The organism is Streptomyces sp. NPDC001450, assembly GCF_053597295.1.
Map to the genome: position 1 here is coordinate 1 of NZ_JBSFHY010000026.1, position 18,275 is coordinate 18,275.

Here is an 18,275-nt window from a genome sequence, read left to right on the forward strand (position 1 = left end):
AACTCGTACCACGACCCGTACAGGGCCCGCTCCCGCTCCACGAGCAGCGGCATCGCGTCGGACGCGGTGACCAACTCCCGCAACGGGTGACGGGAAAGCACCGCGTCCACCTCCGGCGACAGAGCCGCCGCGAGCCGCCACGCGGCCGGGCGGTCCTCCTCCCGCAGCGCGGCGGCGGCCGTAAGGACGACGCCCCGCTGCTCCTCGGGGACTCCGGCGGCCGCCCGCTCGTGCAGCCGTGCGCCCTCCTCCAGGACCAGGCCGGTGTCGATGCCCGCCGGGATCTTGATCCGTGCGTGGTGCCGCCAGGTGGCGACCGGGTCCGACCAGGCCTCCACCGTGTAGGTCCAGCGTCCGGGCGCGTCCGGGGTGACGGTGGCGCCCAGCCGGTCGGTGCCCGGGGCGAGTTCACGCATCGGGGTCCAGGGGCCCGGTCGGCCCTGGGGGTCCCGCAGGACGACGTTCGCGGCGACGGCGTCGTGCCCCTCCCGGAACACGGTGGCCGACACCTCGAACGACTCACCGGCCACCGCCTTGGCGGGCCTGCGCCCGTGCTGGACCACCGGGCGCACGTCGAGGACGGGGATACGGCCGAGAGTGGTCGGCTCCGGCGGGGCGGGACGCCGCCGGGGCGGGGCCGGAGCCTCCTCGAGGAGTTCCTCGGCCGGCTTTCCGGTTTTCTTGCCCGAAGTTTTCCTTCCGGCTGCCTTGCTGGGTGTCGTGGGTGCTGACGAGTGGTGCGTGGCGGGCATGACCGCTCCTGTCCGCTTCAACGTGGGTGTGGGCGGATGGCTGTGGGGAGGTGGGTCCTGCAGGTGGGGCGTGGTGCTGCAGTGGGGCGTACCGGAGGAGCCTTCCCACCCTGTTCGGGTGGGCAATCCGGCACTTTGTTAACTACTCACGCGTATGTCTACGCACAAGACCGGCCCCTTTTTCCGGTTTCCCGCCAGGGTGGCGATTACGCCCCCGCGCGCCCCGACACCCGCGCCTGCTACGTCCCCACCGACGCCCCGGTAACCACTAACGTCGACCCTGACGACGAGACGTACGGCGCCGTGCGTCTCACCCCGTAACGCGTCCGAGGTGGAATGTGAAGGCGATCCGTCGGTTCACCGTCCGTCCCGTTCTCCCCGAACCCCTCCGGCCGCTGAGCGACCTGGCGCGCAATCTGCGCTGGTCCTGGCATGCGGAAACGCGCGACCTGTTCCAGTCCGTCGACCCCGAACGCTGGGCCGGCGCCGGAGGCGACCCGGTGCGGCTGCTGGGCGGGGTGCGCCCGGCCCGGCTCACCGAGCTGGCCGGGGACCGGCGGTTCCTGCGCCGGCTGACCGCGGCCGTCGACGACCTCAACGACTATGTGACCGGCGACCGCTGGTACCAGCAGCAGGACGACGGGCTGCCCGCCGCCGTCGCCTACTTCTCGCCCGAGTTCGGCATCACGGCCGCGCTGCCCCAGTACTCCGGCGGTCTCGGCATCCTCGCCGGCGACCATCTCAAGGCGGCCAGCGACCTCGGGGTCCCGCTGATCGGTGTCGGCCTGCTCTACCGGCACGGGTACTTCCGCCAGACCCTGTCCCGGGACGGCTGGCAGCAGGAGCACTACCCGGTGCTCGACCCCCATGAGCTGCCCGTCAGCCTGCTGAAGGAGGCGGACGGCAGCCCCGCCCGGGTCTCCCTCGCGCTGCCCGGCGGCCGGGCGCTGCACGCCCGGATCTGGCTGGCGCAGGTGGGCCGGGTGCCACTGCTGATGCTCGACTCGGACGTGGAGGAGAACGACCTCGGCGAACGCGGGGTGACCGACCGGCTGTACGGCGGCGGCAGCGAGCACCGGCTGCTGCAGGAGATGCTGCTGGGGATAGGGGGTGTCCGGGCCGTGCGGACGTACTGCCGGCTCACCGGGCACCCGGAGCCCGAGGTGTTCCACACCAACGAGGGACACGCCGGCTTCCTCGGCCTGGAGCGGATCGCCGAACTGTGTGACCGGGAACTCGACTTCGACTCGGCGCTGGAGGCCGTACGCGGCGGGACCGTGTTCACCACGCACACCCCGGTCCCGGCCGGGATCGACCGGTTCGACCGGGAGCTGGTCGCCCGGCACTTCGGGCCGGACGCCGAACTCCCGCGCATCGACGTGCAGCGGATCCTGGCGCTCGGCATGGAGACCTACCCGGGCGGCGAGCCGAACCTGTTCAACATGGCCGTGATGGGGCTCAGGCTGGCCCAGCGGGCGAACGGGGTCTCGCTGCTGCACGGGCAGGTCAGCCGCGAGATGTTCGCCGGTCTTTGGCCGGGATTCGACGCCGAGGAGGTGCCGATCACCTCCGTGACCAACGGGGTGCACGCCCCGACCTGGGTGGCCCCCGAGGTGCTCCGGCTCGGCGCCCGGGAGATCGGCGCCCAGCGGGCCGAGGACGCGCTGAGCGTCGGCGGCTCCGAGCGCTGGGACTCGGTCGCGGACATCGCGGACCAGGAGATCTGGGAGCTGCGCCGCACCCTGCGCGAACAGCTGGTGCTGGAGGTGCGGGAGCGGCTGCGCGCATCCTGGCGGCAACGCGGTGCCGGGGACGCGGAGCTGGGCTGGATCGACGGTGTGCTCGACCCCGAGGTGCTGACGATCGGGTTCGCGCGGCGCGTGCCGTCGTACAAGCGGCTCACGCTGATGCTGCGCGACCGGGACCGGCTGATGGAGCTGCTGCTGCACCCGGAGCGGCCGATCCAGATCGTCGTCGCGGGCAAGGCGCACCCGGCGGACGACGGCGGCAAGCGGCTGGTGCAGGAGCTGGTGCGGTTCGCCGACGACCCGCGGGTGCGGCACCGGATCGTCTTCCTGCCCGACTACGGCATGGCGATGGCGCAGAAGCTCTACCCCGGCTGCGACGTCTGGCTGAACAACCCCCTGCGCCCGCTGGAGGCCTGCGGCACCTCCGGGATGAAGGCCGCGCTCAACGGCTGCCTCAACCTCTCGGTGCTGGACGGCTGGTGGGACGAGTGGTTCCAGCCGGACTTCGGGTGGGCCGTCCCGACCGCCGACGGCGCGGGCACCGACCCGGACCGCCGTGACGACATCGAGGCCGCTGCCCTGTACGACCTCCTCGAACAGCGGGTCACCCCGCGCTTCTACGAGCGCGGCCGGGGCGGGCTGCCCGACCGCTGGATCGACATGGTCCGCCAGACCCTCACCCTGCTGGGCCCGAAGGTGCTGGCGGGCCGGATGGTCCGTGAGTACGTCGACCGTCTGTACGCGCCCGCCGCCCAGTCCCACCGCGCGCTGACCGAGGACACGGCCCGCGAACTGGCCGTCTGGAAAGCCAGGGTGCGGGCCGCCTGGCCCCGGGTGAGCGTCGACCACGTGGAGACGACGGCCACGCCGGCCACCGCGGAACTGGGCTCGACCGTGGGGCTGCGGGTGCGGGTGGGGCTCGGCGACCTCGGCCCGGACGACGTGGAGGTGCAGGCGGTCTCCGGCCGGGTCGACGCGCAGGACCGCATCACGGACGCCACGGTGGTCCCGCTGAAGGCGACCGGCGCCCCGGACCTGGAGGGCCGCCGCCTCTACGAGGGCCCGCTCTCCCTGGACCGCACCGGCCCCTACGGCTACACGATCCGCATCCTCCCGACCCACCGCCTGCTCGCCTCGGGCGCGGAACTGGGCCTGGTGTCGGTGCCGTCGGAGGACGCGGTGGAGGGGGCGGGGGTGCTGATGCGGTGAGCGTCAGTCCTTGAGGTCCCGGGTGGCCAGCTCCCTCAGGACCTTGCCGCACCTGCGGGCGTAGGCGTGCTGGAGCCCGCGTGTCGCGGCCCCGCCCGCGCGGGCGTACCACTTGTGGGCGCGGCTGAAGGCGGCCACCGTCAGCCAGACGGTGCCGTCGCCGGTGCGGTCGACCACGAAGGCCTCCTCGCCGCACTCGGGGTGGCCTTCCAGGGTGCCGTAGGCCCAGCCGGCGCGGCGGGGCTCCTCGACGGTCCAGACGACGCGGCAGGGGGCCTTGATGAGGCCGGCCAGGGTGACCGTGACGTCGACGTCGGGGGCCGCGCGGTCGGCGGTGGCGTCGATGCCCACGCCCGTCACGCGGTGCATCTCCCAGGTCAGGACCGCCTCGGCGGCCCGGCGGAAGACCTCGGGGCCCTCGCCGAGACGGGTGCGTTCGAGTAGCGGGCGGTAGCCGGGCGGGCAGAAGGTCAGGTCGTCGCGGGTCGCGCCGACCGGCTCGTAGGTGAAGGGCGCCGGGGACATGGGTCACAAGGGTAGGGCGGTACCCGGGACGCCTTACGCCCGGGTACCGCCCTACCTCAAGTGAGGTGTGACTAGCTGACGTTGACCGCCGACCAGGCCGCCGCCACCGCGTTGTACTCGGTGCTGCCGGAGCCGTACAGCGCCGACGCCGCGCTCAGGGTCGCCGTACGGGCGCCCTTGTAGTTCGTCGTCGAGGTCATGTACGTCGTCAGCGCCTTGTACCAGATCTGCAGCGCCTTGGCGCGGCCGATGCCGGTGACCGTGGAGCCGTTGGACGTCGGCGAGTTGTAGGTCACGCCGTTGATCGTCTTCGAGCCGCTGCCCTCGGACAGCAGGTAGAAGAAGTGGTTGGCGACACCGGACGAGTAGTGGACGTCCAGGTTGCCGACCGAGGAGGACCAGTAGTCCGCCGAGCCGCCGTCCTTGCTGGGCTTGTCCATGTAGCGCAGCGGGGTGCCGTCGCCGTTGATGTCGATCTTCTCGCCGATGAGGTAGTCACCGGGGTCCGAGGCGTTGTTCGCGTAGAACTCCACACCCGTGCCGAAGATGTCCGAGGTGGCCTCGTTCAGGCCGCCGGACTCGCCCGAGTAGTCCAGACCGGCGGTGTTCGAGGTGACACCGTGGCTCATCTCGTGGCCGGCCACGTCCAGCGAGGTCAGCGGGCTGGTGTTGCCGGTGCCGTCGCCGTAGGTCATGCAGAAGCAGCTGTCGTCCCAGAACGCGTTGACGTACTGGTTGCCGTAGTGCACGCGGGAGTAGGCGGCGGTGCCGTCGTTCTTGATGCCGCTGCGGCCGAAGGTGTTCTTGTAGAAGTCCCAGGTCACCTGGGCGCCGTAGGCGGCGTCGACGGCCGCGGTCTGGTCGGCGGTGGAGCTGGAGGCCGAGCCGGTGCCCCACGTGTTGTCCGAGTCGGTGAACAGCGTGCCCGCGGACGAGGTGGTGGTGTGCTTCTTGTTGTACGTCTTGTGGCCGCCACGCGTGGTGTCGTACAGCTGGTACGTCGAACCCGACAGCGTGGTGTTCAGGCTGACCGTGCCGGAGTAGAGGCTCTTGCCGGTGCCGGTCGCGTTCTCGACGCCCTGGTACTCGAAGAGCTTCTTGCCGGTGGCGGCGTCGGTGATGACGTGCAGCTGGTTCGGGGTGCCGTCGTCCTGCAGGCCGCCGACGACCGTCTCGTAGGCGAGGACGGGCTTGCCGGAGCCGGCCCAGATCACCTTGCGGGCGCCGTCCGCGGCGGTCTTGGCGGAGCCGAGGGTCTTCGCGGCGCCCAGCGCCTGCTTCTCCGCCTTGGCGGCGGTGATCTGCGGCTTGAGCGAGGCCACCTTGATGGCGGACTTGTTCGCCTTGGTGACGCCTTCGGCCTTGCCCGACTTGGCGGTGTGGACGACCAGGTCGCCGCCGAGCACCGGCAGGCCCGCGTAGGTGCGCTCGTAGCGGGTGTGGACGGTGCCGTCGGCGTCCTTGACGACGTCCTTGACGACGAGCTTCTCCTTGGCGCCGAGGCCTATGTGCTGCGCGGTCTGAGCCGCGTCGGCCTGCGCCTGCTGGATCAGGGTGGTACGGGCAGCGGCGGACAGCGCGGTCGGGGCGGCGGCCGGCGACTTGGCGGCGGCGGCCTCGGCCGGGGTCTGGGCGTGGGCGCTGGTGGTCAGACCGGTGGAGAGCAGGGCTCCGGCCGCGACAGCGGTGGCGATGGCCAGAGTGGTGCGCTTGTGACGCGCGTAGAGGGGGCTCACAGAAGCTCCTTCTCGTGGGGGAGTCCGGGCAGTGTGGGGTTACTGGCCGGAGTGTGTGGCGTTGCGAAGTTGCTGTGCTGCTGCGGCGGGTGGAGAGAGAGTGACATCAGGGGCGCGTACATGTCAGGACCCCAAAGTGATGTTGGCCGAAATTCGACTGTCTGGTGAACGTTTCAGGAATGTAAAACGGGCGCCGTCCGAGGGGGTCGAACCCCCGGACGGCGCCCTGTTCCGGTGCTGGTGGCGTGCCGTTTACGGGAACGTCAGCTTCCAGCTGTTGATCGTGCCGACGTCCTGCGCGGCCTGGTCCTGGACCTTCAACTTCCAGGTGCCATTGGCCGATTCGGAGGAAGCGTTGACCGTGTAGGTCTCGTTGACGTTGTCCGCCGAGTCGGAGGACGAGAAGTTCTTCAGGCGGTACGAGGTACCCGACGGACCGACCAGGTCGATCACCAGGTCACCGCGCCAGGTGTGCGTGATGTCCACGCTCACCTGAAGGTTGCTTGGCGCGTTTCCGCTCCTGCCGGAGACGGTGATGCTCGAGGTGACCGCGGGCCCGTTGTCCGGGATCGACACCGGCGAGGTGTTCTCGTACGAGGTGCCGCCGCCCCCGCCGCCACCGGAGCGCGAACCGACCGCCACGCCTGCCCAGGCGTCCTGCACCGCCTTGTACTCGGCGCTGGAGGTGCCGTACAGCTCGCCGGCCGCCGCGAGGGTGCCGGTGCGGGCGCCCGCGTAGTTGGTGGTGGAGGTCCACTTGGTGGTCAGCGCCCGGTACCAGATCTGCAGCGCCTTGTCGCGGCCGATGCCGGTGACCGGAAGGCCGTCCGCGGTGGGCGAGTTGTAGGTGACACCGTTGATGACCTTGGTGCCGCTGCCCTCGCTCAGCAGGTAGAAGAAGTGGTTCGCGGGGCCCGAGGAGTAGTGCACGTCGAGGTTGCCGAGCCCCGAGTACCAGCTGTCCTTGGACGCGCCGTCCTTGCTGGGCTTGTCCATGTAGCGCAGCGGGGTGCCGTCGCCGTTGATGTCGATCTTCTCGCCGATGAGGTAGTCGCCGACGTCCGAGCTGTTGTTGGCGTAGAACTCCACGCCGGTGCCCATGATGTCGGAGGTGGCCTCGTTCAGGCCGCCGGACTCACCGCTGTAGTCGAGGCCGGCGGTGTTGGAGGTGACACCGTGGCTCATCTCGTGGCCCGCGACGTCGAGGGAGGTCAGCGGGTCGGCGTTGCCGGAGCCGTCGCCGTAGGTCATGCAGAAGCAGCTGTCGTCCCAGAACGCGTTCACGTACGCGTTGCCGTAGTGGACGCGGGAGTAGGCGCCGACGCCGTTGTTCTTGATGCCGCTGCGGCCGAAGGTGTTCTTGTAGAAGTCCCAGGTGACCGCGGCGCCGTAGTGGGCGTCCGCGCCCGCGGTGGCCGCGTTGGACGTGGTGCCGTTGCCCCAGGTGTCGTTGGTCTGGGAGAACAGCGTGCCGGTGCCCGAGGTGCCGTGGTTGAGGTTGTACGTCTTGTGGCTGCCGCGCGCCCCGTCGTTCAGCGTGTAGGTCGAGCCCGACTGGGTCGTGGTCAGCGTCACCTGGCCGCTGTACTGGGTGTTGCCGACGCCGGTCCTGATGCCCTGGTACTCGAAGAGTTTCTTGCCGGTGGCGGCGTCGGTGACGACGTGCAGCTGGTTCGGGGTGCCGTCGTCCTGGAGCCCGCCGACGACGGTCTCGTACGCGAGGACAGGCTTGCCGTTGCCCGCCCAGATCACCTTGCGCACGCTGTCCGCGGCCGACTTGCTGCCACCGAGGGCCTTGGCCCGCTGCACGGCCTGCTTCTCGACCGAGGCCTTCGACACGGCCGGGGTGAGGTCGGTGACCTTCAGCGAGGCGTTGTCGGCCTTGATGACGGACTTCGTCGCGCCGGACTTGGCGGTGTCGACGACGAGGTCGCCGCCCAGCACGGGCAGACCCGCGTAGGTCCGCTCGTAGCGGGTGTGCACAGTCCCGTCGGCGTCCTTGACGACGTCACGGACGACCAGCTTCTCCTTGGCCCCGAGGCCTATGGACCGCGCCGTGGCGGCCTTCTCGGCGTCCGCGTGCCGGATCAGCTCGGCGCGCTGCGAGGGCGTGAGCTTGAGGGCCACATGGGCGGGGTTGACCTTGCCGGCCTGCGGCTTCGCCGGGGCGGCGCTCGCGGCGCCGGACTGGACGGCCGCGGCGATCAGGGCGGCGACACCCGCGAGGGCGACGGTGGCGGTGCGGCGGTGCGCTGTGTGGGAGGTGCGTCTGCGAGAGGTGCTACTCAACACTGACTCCTTCTGCGTGACCGCGGGTCGCGCGGCCAGGGGAGACCGGACGGTGGGTTGGGACGTCCGGGCAGAACAGGGCATTACGCGAAACCACGTGCAGGTGCAGAGCCGGCTCACGCGAGCATGGGGAACTGTGGGGTTGCTGTGAGTCGGCCGTGGGAAGAGTGGCAGGGGATCACGGCATCTGTCAGGACCGCGTCAGAAACTTGGCTGGAAATGGTTCGTTGACCGGATGTTCATGTTCGGTATGCGGACTGTTCCTTTCAGTCCGATGCCTCCCCGTGCCAGGTGCGCCACAACGCCGCGTACGCCCCGTTCGCGGCCACCAGTTCCTCGTGGGTGCCCAGTTCGGTGAGGTGGCCGTTTTCCATCACCGCCACACGGTCCGCGTCGTGGGCCGTGTGGAGGCGGTGGGCGATGGCGATGACCGTGCGGGACTCCAGGACCGCGGCCAGGGCACGTTCGGTGTGGCGGGCCGTGGTGGGGTCGAGGAGGGCCGTGGCCTCGTCGAGGATGAGGGTGTGGGGGTCGGCCAGCACGACCCGGGCCAGGGCGAGTTGCTGGGCCTGGGAGCCGTCGGTGGGGTGGCCGTTCGGGCCGAGCGGGGTGTCGAGGGCGGAGGGGAGGGCGCGGACCCAGTCGTCCGCGCCCACTGCCGTCAGGGCGGCCCACAGGTCGGCGTCCGTGGCGGTGGGTTCCGCGATCAGGAGGTTGTCGCGGACCGTGCCGAGGAAGACGTGGTGCTCCTGGGTGACCAGCACGACCTGGCGGCGCAGGCGTTCCGGTTCCAGAGACGCGATCGGTACGCCGCCCACCGTCACCGTGCCCGCCCCGGGCGTGTCGATGCCCGCAAGGAGCCTGCTGAGCGTGGTCTTGCCGGCGCCCGACGGGCCCACCACGGCGAGTCGTTCACCGGGGCGCACCGTCAGGTCCACCCCGCGCAGCACCTCACCGCCCCGCTCGTACGCGTACCGCACCCCGCGCACGTCGATCCGGTCGTCCGCCGGCTCCGGACAGCCGCCCTCCGCCTCCGCCCGGGGCGCCTGCGCCAGCCCCTCGACCCGCGCGAACGAGGCACCGCTGCTCTGCAGTTGCTCCACCCGCATCAGGATCTGGTCCAGCGGTTCCGTGAACTGCCGCAGATACAGCGCCGCGGCCACCACCGCCCCGACACCCACCGCACCCCGCTCGTGCAGCCACCCGCCGAGCAGCAGCACACCCACCACCGGGACGCTGTACGTCACCTCGACCGCGGGGAAGAACACCGACCGCAGACGGAGGGTGTAGAAGCGGGTCCGGCGGGACTTCTCCAGCGCGTCCCGGTTCGCCGTGATCCGCCGCCGCCGGAGCCGGAACGCCTCGACCGTCCGCGCCCCGGCCGCGGTCGCCGCCACGATCTCGGCGACCTCCGAGGTGGCCGCGCCCTCGGCGAGGTAACCGTCCCTGGCCCGGCGCAGATACCAGCGCAGCGCCAGCCAGATCGGGGTCAGACCCAGCACGCCGAACAGCCCCAGCACCGGGTCGAGCGCGAACACCGCACCGAGCACGAACAGCGCCTGCACGGTGCACACCAGCAGCTCCGGTCCGACGTCCCGCAGCGTGGTGCCGACGGTCGTCACGTCGGCCGTGCCGCGCGCGGTCAGGTCGCCGGTGCCGGCCCGCTCCACCGTCGAGGCGGGCAGCGCCAGCACCCGGTCGACGTACTCCTCGCGCACCCGGGCCAGCGTCCGCTCCCCGAACCGGTGCCCCACGTACCGCGCCCAGCGCGCCAGCAGCAGCTGGGCCAGCGAGCAGAGCAGGATCCACAGCGCCAGCCGGTCCACCGCCCCGACCCCGTGTCCCGCCCGCACCTCGTCGATGATCCGCCCGACCAGCCACGGCCCGGCGAGCCCCGCCCCGGCCGACAGCGCGTTGAGCACCAGCGCGGCGCCGAACGCCGGCCGGTCCGCCCGCAGCAGCCGCCCGGTCGCCCGCCGCACCCCGGCCCGGTCCGCGACCGGCAGCAGCCCCGTGTCCGTCGTCGTCACCGTACGGCCTCCTCGGCAGCGTCAGCAGTGTCAGCAGCGTCATCGGGGTCCCGCGCCACCAGCGCCCGATACCCGGGCTCCGCCACGAGCAGCCGCTGATGCGGGCCGCTCGCCGTCACCTTGCCGTCGACCAGGAACAGCACCGTGTCCACACGGTCCAGCACCAGCGGCGACGTGCTCACCACCACCGTCGTACGGCCCTCCCGCGCCGTCCGCAGCCGCTCGGCGACCGTGGCCTCCGTGTGCGCGTCCAGCGCCGAGGTCGGCTCGACGGCCAGCAGTACCTCGGGGTCCGCCAGCAGCGCCCGCACCAGCCGGATCCGCTGCCGCTGCCCACCGGAGAGGCTGCGCCCCTGCCCGGTCACGGCCGAGTCCAGCCCGTCCGGCAGCCCGCGTACGACATCCTCGGCCGCGGCCGCGTACACCGCCCGGCGCAGCGCGGTCTCCTCGGCCGGGTGCTCGGCGGCCACGACCTCCCTCAACGGTCCGGCGAACAGGTCCGCCTCGTTGTCCGCGACCAGGATCCGGTCCCGCACGTCGGCCAGCGGAACCGCGTCGAGCCGTACCCCGCCCCAGGTCGCCTCGGTGGGCCCGTACCGGCCCAGGCGGTCGACCACGGCGGCGGCCTCCGCGGGCCGGACGGCGGCCAGCGCGACCAGCCGGCCCGGCGCCACCCGCACCCCGGACGCCGGATCGCACAGCTCGGCCGGCCCGTCCGGTGCGGCCAGCGTGCCCGTGTCCGGCTCCGGTTCCAGCCGCAGCAGCCGTACGACCCGGCGGGCGGCCACCACGCCCCGGTTCAGCTCGTAGGCCATCTGCACGAAGAACGCCACCGGCCCGATCAGCACCGCCACATAGCCGTACACCGCCACCAACTCGCCCACGCTGATGGACCTCTCGGCCGCCAGCCGGGCCGCGAGCCAGGTCACCACGGCCAGGAACAGCGTGGGCAGCCCGACCCCGAGCGCCTGCACCCAGCTGGCCACCGCGCCCACCCGATAGCCCTGCGCGCGCAACCGCTGCGAGTCCTTCCGGAAGGCGTCCGAGAACAGCCCCTTGCCGCCCAGCCCGTTCAGGACACGCAGCCCGCCCGCGAGGTCGCCGATGCGCGCCGCCAGCACGCCCTGCCGCTCCCGGTACTCGCTCTCCGCACCCTGCAGCCGCAGCGTCAGCGGCCCGGTGAGCAGCGCGATCACCGGCACCCCGAGCAGCACCACGGCGGCGAGCGGCGCCGAGATCGCCAACAGCAGCCCCGCCACGACGACGTACACCACGATCGAGCCCACCCCGGGCCCGACCACCGTCAGCGCCTGCGCGAGGGTCGCCACGTCACCGACCCCGATGGTGACGACCTCCCCGGCCCCGGCCCGGCGCGACAAGACCGCCCCCAGCCGGGCCGCCTGCCCGACGACCAGCTTGACTGTACGGAAGTTGGCGTCCATCCGCACCCGCGTCATCGTGCGGTGCCGCATGATGCTCAGCCAGGCGTTCAGCGCCCCGACCCCGAACATCGCAGCGGTCCACCAGCCGAGTACCCCCAACCGCCCCGGTACCAGCCCGTCGTCCACGGCCCGCGCCATCATGTACGGCTGCGCCGCCATCAGTACCATCCACGTACTGCCCAGCAACGCCCCGGCCAACGACCGCACCGGCTGACGCAACACCAGCCACCACAGGTAGTGCCACCCGCCCCGAATGTCGGGCGTGCCGGGATCCTCGTAGGCGTCGATCATCCGTCCCCCGTTCCGCTCGACACTCGCGGACAGCGGTCCTGACCGGAGACGTCGAACGTACTCAGCGTAAGGATGGTTGCTCCATCGAATAAACCGCGGGCGCGGTCGGCTCGTCCGGTACGACGATCCGGGGGGTGCCGATCAGGGCCAGTGCGATGAACAGGCGCTGCTGCTGTCCTCCGGAGAGCTTGGCGAAGCGCGTGTCCGACTTCGGGGCCAGCCCCAGCCGTTCGGCCGGCGTCCGCCGGTCGGCGGGGTCCGGCACATCGGCCGTCGCGCTCGAAGCGGCATCGTCCGATCGGCTGACGGCGGGCTACGACCCCCCTGTGCACGGACCGTCGACTCCCGCGTACGGCTCCTCGGATCCCTTGTACGGCTCCTCGAACGCGCAGGTCGTAGGACCAGCGACCGACCGGGGTCCGGCCAAAACTCGGTGGGCGATGTCAGTGCGGATCCGTAGGCTCGCGATGATGCCCACGACACGTGCAACCACCGAGGACCGCTCCGCCGTACGCACCCTTCTGCGGCTGTGGCCGTACGTCCGCCCCGTGCGGGCCCGGCTGTTCACGGCCGCGTTCGTCGCGATCGTCGCCTCCTGTACCGGACTGGTGATCCCGCTCGTCCTGAAATGGCTGGTCGACGGACCGGTCGCCGACCGGGATCCGGCGGGGGTGTGGCTCGGCGCGTTGTACCTGTTGCTGCTCGGGTTCGCCGAGGCCGTCCTGTTCGGCATACGGCGCTGGCTGGTGGCCCGGCCGTTGTCGCACGTCGAGGCGGAGATGCGGGCGGGCCTGTACGGCCGTCTGCAGCGGCTGCCCGTGTCCTTCCACGACCGCTGGGCGTCCGGCCAGTTGCTCTCCCGGGGCACCACCGACCTGATGCTGCTGCGCATGTTCCTCGCCTTCCCGCTGACCTTCCTGCTGGTCAACGGGGTGACGATTCTCGTCGGCGTGGTGATCATGCTGATGCAGGACTGGGTGCTCGGGCTGGTCATCCTCGGGCCGGCCGTCCCGGTCATGTGGACCTGCGTGGTCTTCGAGCGGCGCTACGCCGAGGTGGCGCGGCGCGCCCAGGACCAGGTCGGGGACCTGACCACGGTGGTCGAGGAGAGCGTGCTCGGCATCCGCATCATCAAGGGCTTCGGCCGGCACCGCAGCCAGGCGCGGGCGTTCCGGGAGCTGTCGGGCACGCTGCGCGGCACGGAGCTGCGCAAGGCGCGGCTGCTGGCGACCATCTGGGGCGTCATCGTGACGCTTCCCGAGGCGGCGATCGGGGCGGCGCTGGCGCTCGGCGCGGTGCGGGTGGCCGACGGGGACCTGTCCGCGGGCACGCTGGTCGCCTTTCTGAGTACGGCACTCGCGCTGCGCTGGCCGGTGGACTCGATCGGCTTCCTGCTGGCGATGAGTCAGGAGGCGGCGACGGCGACCGAGCGGTACTTCGAGGTGATGGACGAGGTGCCGGAAGACGGGTCGGCCGGGGGTGGGGCGCGCGACTCGGCGCTGCGAGGTGTCGCCGCGCAGGGACTGCGTTTCGAGAACGTACGGTTCCGCTACCCCGACGCCGCCCCGGACTCCCGACCCCTCCTCGACCACATCGACCTCCACATCCGCCCCGGCGAGTCCATGGCCCTCGTCGGAGCCACCGGCAGCGGAAAGACGACCCTCACCGCCCTCATCCCCCGTCTCCACGAGCTGACCTCCGGCCACATCACCCTGGACGGAGTCGACATCACCGCGATGTCCCGGGAGGAACTGCGTGCCAAGGTCGCCGTAGCCTTCGAGGAGCCCACCCTGTTCTCGGCGAGCGTCGGTGAGAACGTGCTCATGGGAGCCGGGGACGACGCCGCAGAGGCCGACCTGGACCGTGCCCTCGCCGTGGCGCAGGCCGAGTTCGCGCACGCGCTCCCGCAGGGCACCGGCACCCAGGTCGGCGAACAGGGCCTGAGCCTGTCCGGCGGCCAGCGCCAGCGCCTCGCGCTGGCCCGCGCGGTCGTCGGCCGGCCGCAGTTCCTCGTGCTGGACGACCCGCTGTCCGCCCTGGACGTGCACACGGAGGCCGCCGTGGAGGCCGCGCTGCGGCACGTCCTCGCGGACACCACCGCGCTGATCGTGGCCCACCGCCCGTCCACGGTGCTGCTCGCCGACCGGGTCGCCCTGCTGTCGGGCGGCCGGATCACCGCCGTCGGCACGCACCAGGAACTGCTGCGCACCAACGCCGAGTACGCACACCTGATGTCCGGTGAACACGGTGAACACGGCGAACACGGCCAAGAAGGGGAACGAGGGGACCTCCGATGACCACCACCACGACCGCCGCCCCCGCCACGGACAACGACGACGAACTCCCCCGCCCCAAGGACACCGGCGGCGCAGGCGATCCCTTTGACCAGGACGTCCTGCCCGCCCCGCCCGGCGCCACCGCCTCCCTCCTGCGCTCACTGCTCGCGCCCATGAGGGGCCGGGTCGCGCTCACCACCGTCCTGCTGCTGCTGCTGCTGCAGCAGGCGGCGGTGCAGGCGGGCCCGCTGCTGGTGGCGTACGCCCTCGACACCGCCGTACCGGCGTTCCGGGACCACGACCACGGCCCGCTGGTCGCGGTCGGCGTCGGCTATCTGCTGTGCGCGCTGCTCTCCGGCGGGCTGCAGTTCGCGTTCATCGAGGCCTCGGCCCGGGTGAGCCAGGACGTGCTGCTGGACCTGCGCGGCCGCATCTTCCGGCACGCGCAGGCGCTGAGCGTCGACTTCCACGAGCGATACACGAGCGGTCGCCTGATCTCCCGCTCCACGACGGACGTCGAGTCGCTGCGCGAACTCCTCAACGAGGGGCTCCAGGAGCTGGTGACCGTCGTGCTGTCCTTCCTCTACATCTCTGCGATGCTGCTGTGGCTGGATCTCGGCCTCGGCGCGGTCGCGGTGGCCTCCTTCGTGCCGCTGTACCTGCTGGTACGGATCTACCAGCGGCGCGCGGGGCGGGTGTACCGCGCGCGCTCCACGGCGATCGCGGCGGTGATCGTGAAGTTCGTGGAGACGATGAACGGCATCCGCCCGGTGCGCGCGTTCCGCCGGGAGGCCGCCAACGACGCCGAGTTCGCCGTCCTCAACAGGCGCCACGAGCGGTCGAACGGGGACGCCCTGCTGGAGATGGCCCGGTACGTGGTCGGGTCCCGCCTGGTGGCCAACGCGGCGGTCGCCGCGATCGTCCTGTGGGGTGCCTACCGGGTGGCGTCCGGCTCGCTGGCGCTGGGTGTGCTGGCGGCGGCGGTGCTGTATCTGCGGCGGCTGTACGACCCCATCGACCGGCTCGGCATGTTCCTGAACTCCTACCAGTCGGCGGCCGCCTCCCTGGAGAAGATCGCCGGGCTGCTGGCGCAGACGCCGTCCGTGCCGGAGTCGTCGGCGCCCCGTGAACTCCCGCCGCCGAAGAGCGAGTTGCCGGGGCGCGAGGTCGTCTTCGACGGGGTCCGCTTCGCCTACCGCACCGGCGGCGAGGTGCTGCCCCGCTTCGACCTGACCCTCCCGGCCGGGCAGACCGTCGCCGTCGTCGGCTCCACCGGCGCCGGCAAGTCGACCCTGGCCAAGCTGCTCGCCCGCTTCTACGACCCCTCCGACGGCCGAGTGCTGCTGGACGGCGTCGACCTGCGCGAGCTGGCCGTGCCCGAACTGCGCCGCGGGGTCGTCATGGTGACCCAGGAGGCCTTCCTGTTCTCCGGCACGGTGGCGGACAACATCGCGATCGGCCGGCCCGACGCCACCCGCGAGGAGATCGAGCGGGCCGCGAAGGCGATCGGCGCGCACGAGTTCATCCGCGCCCTGCCCGACGGGTACGACACCGACGTACGCAAACGCGGCGGGCGCATCTCGGCCGGACAGCGCCAACTGGTCTCCTTCGCCCGGGCGTTGCTCGCCGACCCGGCGGTCCTGATCCTGGACGAGGCGACCAGCTCCCTGGACGTCCCGGGCGAACGGGCCGTCCAGCGGGCGATGTCGACGGTCCTGCGGGGCCGTACCTCCGTGGTGATCGCCCACCGCCTCTCCACCGTGGAGATCGCCGACCGCGTCCTGGTCATGGAGCACGGCCGGATCGTCGAGGACGGTCGCCCCGACGAACTCATCGCGGGCACGGGCCGGTTCGCGGACCTGCACCGGGCGTGGCGGGACAGCCTGGCTTAGCTGTGCAAGCCGGACCGGCGGTTACGGCACCCCGAGTTCGAACAGCGCGTACCCCGCGTACGAGCCGGAGGCCACGGCGGCGATGCCGAGGAGGACGCACTGCATGCGCAGGCTGAGGCGGCGCATGGCGACGGCGAGGGGGATGAACAGGGGGAAGCAGGGGAGCAGGTAGCGGGAGACGTTGGCGAAGATCTGCTGACTGCCGAGGACCAGGGCGATGGTGAGGACGGTGTGGACGACCAGCACCGCCGGTGGGCGCAGCCGCAGGAGGAGGGGGAGGAGGGCGAACGCCAGCAGGACGACCCCGACACCGATCACGTCGGCGAAGGGCCAGGCGGACAGGTACGTGAAGTGGCCCACGGGGACGGACGTCAGGACGTCGAAGGTCTGCTCGCCGTAGTCGAAGCTGTGCGCCCACGCGCCCGACTGGAGCTTGAAGTAGCCGCCGTAGTCGCCCATCCGGTGGCCCACCCAGCCCAGGTAGCCGAGCAGGCCGAGGGGGGCCAGGGCCATGGCGAGCAGTGGGCGCAGGACGCCGTCGCGGCGGTCGCGCAGCGCGCACAGCGCGGCGACGCCGAGCGCCGCGATCAGCGCGGCGGCCGTGGGACGGTTGAGTCCGGCCGCGAAGGTGAGGGCCCCGGCGGTGAGCCAGCGGCGGGTCATGACCGCGTAGCAGGCCCAGGCGGCGAGGGCGACGTAGAGGGAGTCGGAGTAGACCGCCCACTCCACGCCGGAGCCGGGCCAGACCGCCCACAGCCCGGCCGCCGCGAGACCGGCCCGCCGGCCGCCGAACCGGTCGGCGACCGCGTAGATGCCGAGGGCGGCGACGAAGGAAGCGAGGATGGAGACCAGGAGGCCTGCGCCGAAGGGGCCCAGCCCGGTGACCGCGGATGTCAGGCGCATCAGGGCCGGGTAGAGAGGGAAGAACGCCGCCGAGTTGCCCTCCAGGGTGATCAGGCCGGTGGCGCCGGGGATGTGGACGAGCTTCGGGTCGTAGCCGTGCAGCGCGATCTGCTGGTACCACCAGCCGTCCCAGGTGGCCAGGACGTCCCAGGTGTGCGCTCCGCCGCCGAAGCGGGGGTGTTTGGTGCGGAAGTCACCGGCCGAGTCCAGCAGGTACATGAAGGAGCAGAAGCCGGCCAGCTTCAGGGCGCCGTAGAAGGCGAGGACCGGGCCGTGGTGGCGGGCGGCGGCGCGCAGGCGCTCGCGGAGGCCGGGCGGGCGGGTCGGGACCGGCGTGGGTATGCGGTCGAGGGTCACGGTCATGCGGCGCTCGATCCCGTACGGCGGCCGCGGACCAGTGCGCGGCGCATCCGGGCGATCCCGCGCAGGTCGGCCAGCGCGGTGGCGAGGATGTCGACCCGGCTGTCGGGGTCGTCCACCCAGTCCACCGGCACCTCGTGGATCCTGAGGCCCGCCCGCTCGGCGAGCACCAGCAGTTCGGTGTCGAAGAACCACTCCCCGTCCCGCACCAGCGGCAGCAGCCGCTCGGCGACATCGCGCCGCACCGCCTTGAACCCGCACTGCGCGTCGGAGAAGCCGACGGAGAGCGTGCAGCGCAGCAGGACGTTGTAGCAGCGGGAGATGACCTCACGCTTCGGGCCGCGCACCACCTGGGCGCCGGGCGCGAGGCGGGTCCCGATGGCCAGGTCGGAGTGGCCCGAGATGAGCGGTGCGACCAGCGGCAGCAGCGCCGCGAGCCCGGTGGACAGGTCCACGTCGGTGTACGCCAGCACGGGCGCCCGCGAGCCCGACCAGGCCGCGCGCAGAGCCCGCCCGCGCCCCTTCTCGGGCAGCCGTATGCACTCGACCTCGGCCAGCTCGTCCGCGAGCCGGGCGGCGATGCGCGGGGTGCGGTCGGTGCTGGCGTTGTCGGCCACGGTGATCCGGAACGGGTAGGGAAACGTGTCCCGCAGGTGCGCGTGCAGCCGCCGGACGTTCGGCTCCAGGTCCTGCTCCTCGTTGAACACCGGCACGGCCAGGTCCAGGACGGGCTCCTCATGATGGGTCGGCAGCGGGGCGCGGCGGGGCAGGGGAGTCCTTGCCGGTGTCGCCCGACGCGGGCGGAGATTTATCACGTAGGTC

At 71.9% G+C, this 18,275-nt stretch carries 10 protein-coding genes and 2 pseudogenes; 3 read left to right on the top strand and 9 right to left on the bottom strand.

Annotation, left to right across the window (positions count from 1 at the left end; all coding sequences use genetic code 11):
* The coding region (locus tag ACWC5O_RS26465; RefSeq protein ID WP_450781087.1) for a maltotransferase domain-containing protein at positions 1-752 on the bottom strand (752 nt) is incomplete at its 3' end.
* Between the two features lie 338 nt (positions 753-1,090).
* Here ACWC5O_RS26465 and ACWC5O_RS26470 point away from each other — a divergent pair.
* Positions 1,091-3,709 (top strand): glycosyltransferase family 1 protein, encoded by a 2,619-nt coding sequence (locus tag ACWC5O_RS26470; protein ID WP_450592433.1) that lies wholly within the window; start codon positions 1,091-1,093, stop codon positions 3,707-3,709.
* Between the two features lie 3 nt (positions 3,710-3,712).
* On the opposite strand, the gene ACWC5O_RS26475 is transcribed toward ACWC5O_RS26470, so the two are convergent.
* The 6 genes and pseudogenes from ACWC5O_RS26475 to ACWC5O_RS26500 all read right to left on the bottom strand — a co-directional run.
* Complete coding sequence (locus ACWC5O_RS26475) at positions 3,713-4,234, bottom strand: DUF1990 domain-containing protein (RefSeq protein ID WP_450592435.1); 522 nt, start codon at positions 4,232-4,234, stop codon at positions 3,713-3,715.
* A 71-nt stretch (positions 4,235-4,305) separates the two neighbouring features.
* Positions 4,306-5,970: a M4 family metallopeptidase gene (locus tag ACWC5O_RS26480; RefSeq protein WP_450592437.1), complete on the bottom strand. Its 1,665-nt coding sequence runs from the start codon at positions 5,968-5,970 to the stop codon at positions 4,306-4,308.
* 252 nt (positions 5,971-6,222) lie between these two features.
* Positions 6,223-8,262 carry a M4 family metallopeptidase gene (locus tag ACWC5O_RS26485; RefSeq protein WP_450781089.1) on the bottom strand — a complete coding sequence of 680 codons (2,040 nt, stop codon included), beginning with the start codon at positions 8,260-8,262 and terminating at the stop codon, positions 6,223-6,225.
* 263 nt (positions 8,263-8,525) lie between these two features.
* Positions 8,526-10,289 (bottom strand): ABC transporter ATP-binding protein, encoded by a 1,764-nt coding sequence (locus ACWC5O_RS26490; protein ID WP_450592316.1) that lies wholly within the window; start codon positions 10,287-10,289, stop codon positions 8,526-8,528.
* The gene (locus ACWC5O_RS26495) at positions 10,286-12,022 is read right to left on the bottom strand and encodes an ABC transporter transmembrane domain-containing protein (RefSeq protein ID WP_450592314.1); all 1,737 of its coding nucleotides are present in this window, start codon (positions 12,020-12,022) and stop codon (positions 10,286-10,288) included. The genes ACWC5O_RS26490 and ACWC5O_RS26495 overlap by 4 nt, the downstream gene beginning before the upstream one ends.
* A gap of 103 nt (positions 12,023-12,125) precedes the next feature.
* Positions 12,126-12,284, bottom strand: a pseudogene (locus ACWC5O_RS26500) (ATP-binding cassette domain-containing protein); the annotation flags it as partial.
* A gap of 208 nt (positions 12,285-12,492) precedes the next feature.
* Between ACWC5O_RS26500 and ACWC5O_RS26505 the strand changes: the two are divergent.
* Together ACWC5O_RS26505 and ACWC5O_RS26510 are read left to right on the top strand one after the other, a co-directional pair.
* Positions 12,493-14,319, top strand: a complete 1,827-nt coding sequence (locus ACWC5O_RS26505; RefSeq protein WP_450592313.1) for an ABC transporter ATP-binding protein — start codon at positions 12,493-12,495, stop codon at positions 14,317-14,319.
* Positions 14,316-16,190 carry an ABC transporter ATP-binding protein gene (locus ACWC5O_RS26510; RefSeq protein WP_450592312.1) on the top strand — a complete coding sequence of 625 codons (1,875 nt, stop codon included), beginning with the start codon at positions 14,316-14,318 and terminating at the stop codon, positions 16,188-16,190. Before ACWC5O_RS26505 ends, ACWC5O_RS26510 begins: the two co-directional genes overlap by 4 nt.
* A 21-nt stretch (positions 16,191-16,211) precedes the next feature.
* Here ACWC5O_RS26510 and ACWC5O_RS26515 read toward each other — a convergent pair whose 3' ends face one another.
* Complete coding sequence (locus ACWC5O_RS26515; RefSeq protein WP_450592311.1) at positions 16,212-17,456, bottom strand: hypothetical protein; 1,245 nt, start codon at positions 17,454-17,456, stop codon at positions 16,212-16,214.
* A 23-nt stretch (positions 17,457-17,479) separates the two neighbouring features.
* Positions 17,480-18,205 (bottom strand): annotated as a pseudogene (locus ACWC5O_RS26520) (dolichyl-phosphate beta-glucosyltransferase); the annotation flags it as partial.
* Between the last annotated feature and the right edge of the window lie 70 nt (positions 18,206-18,275).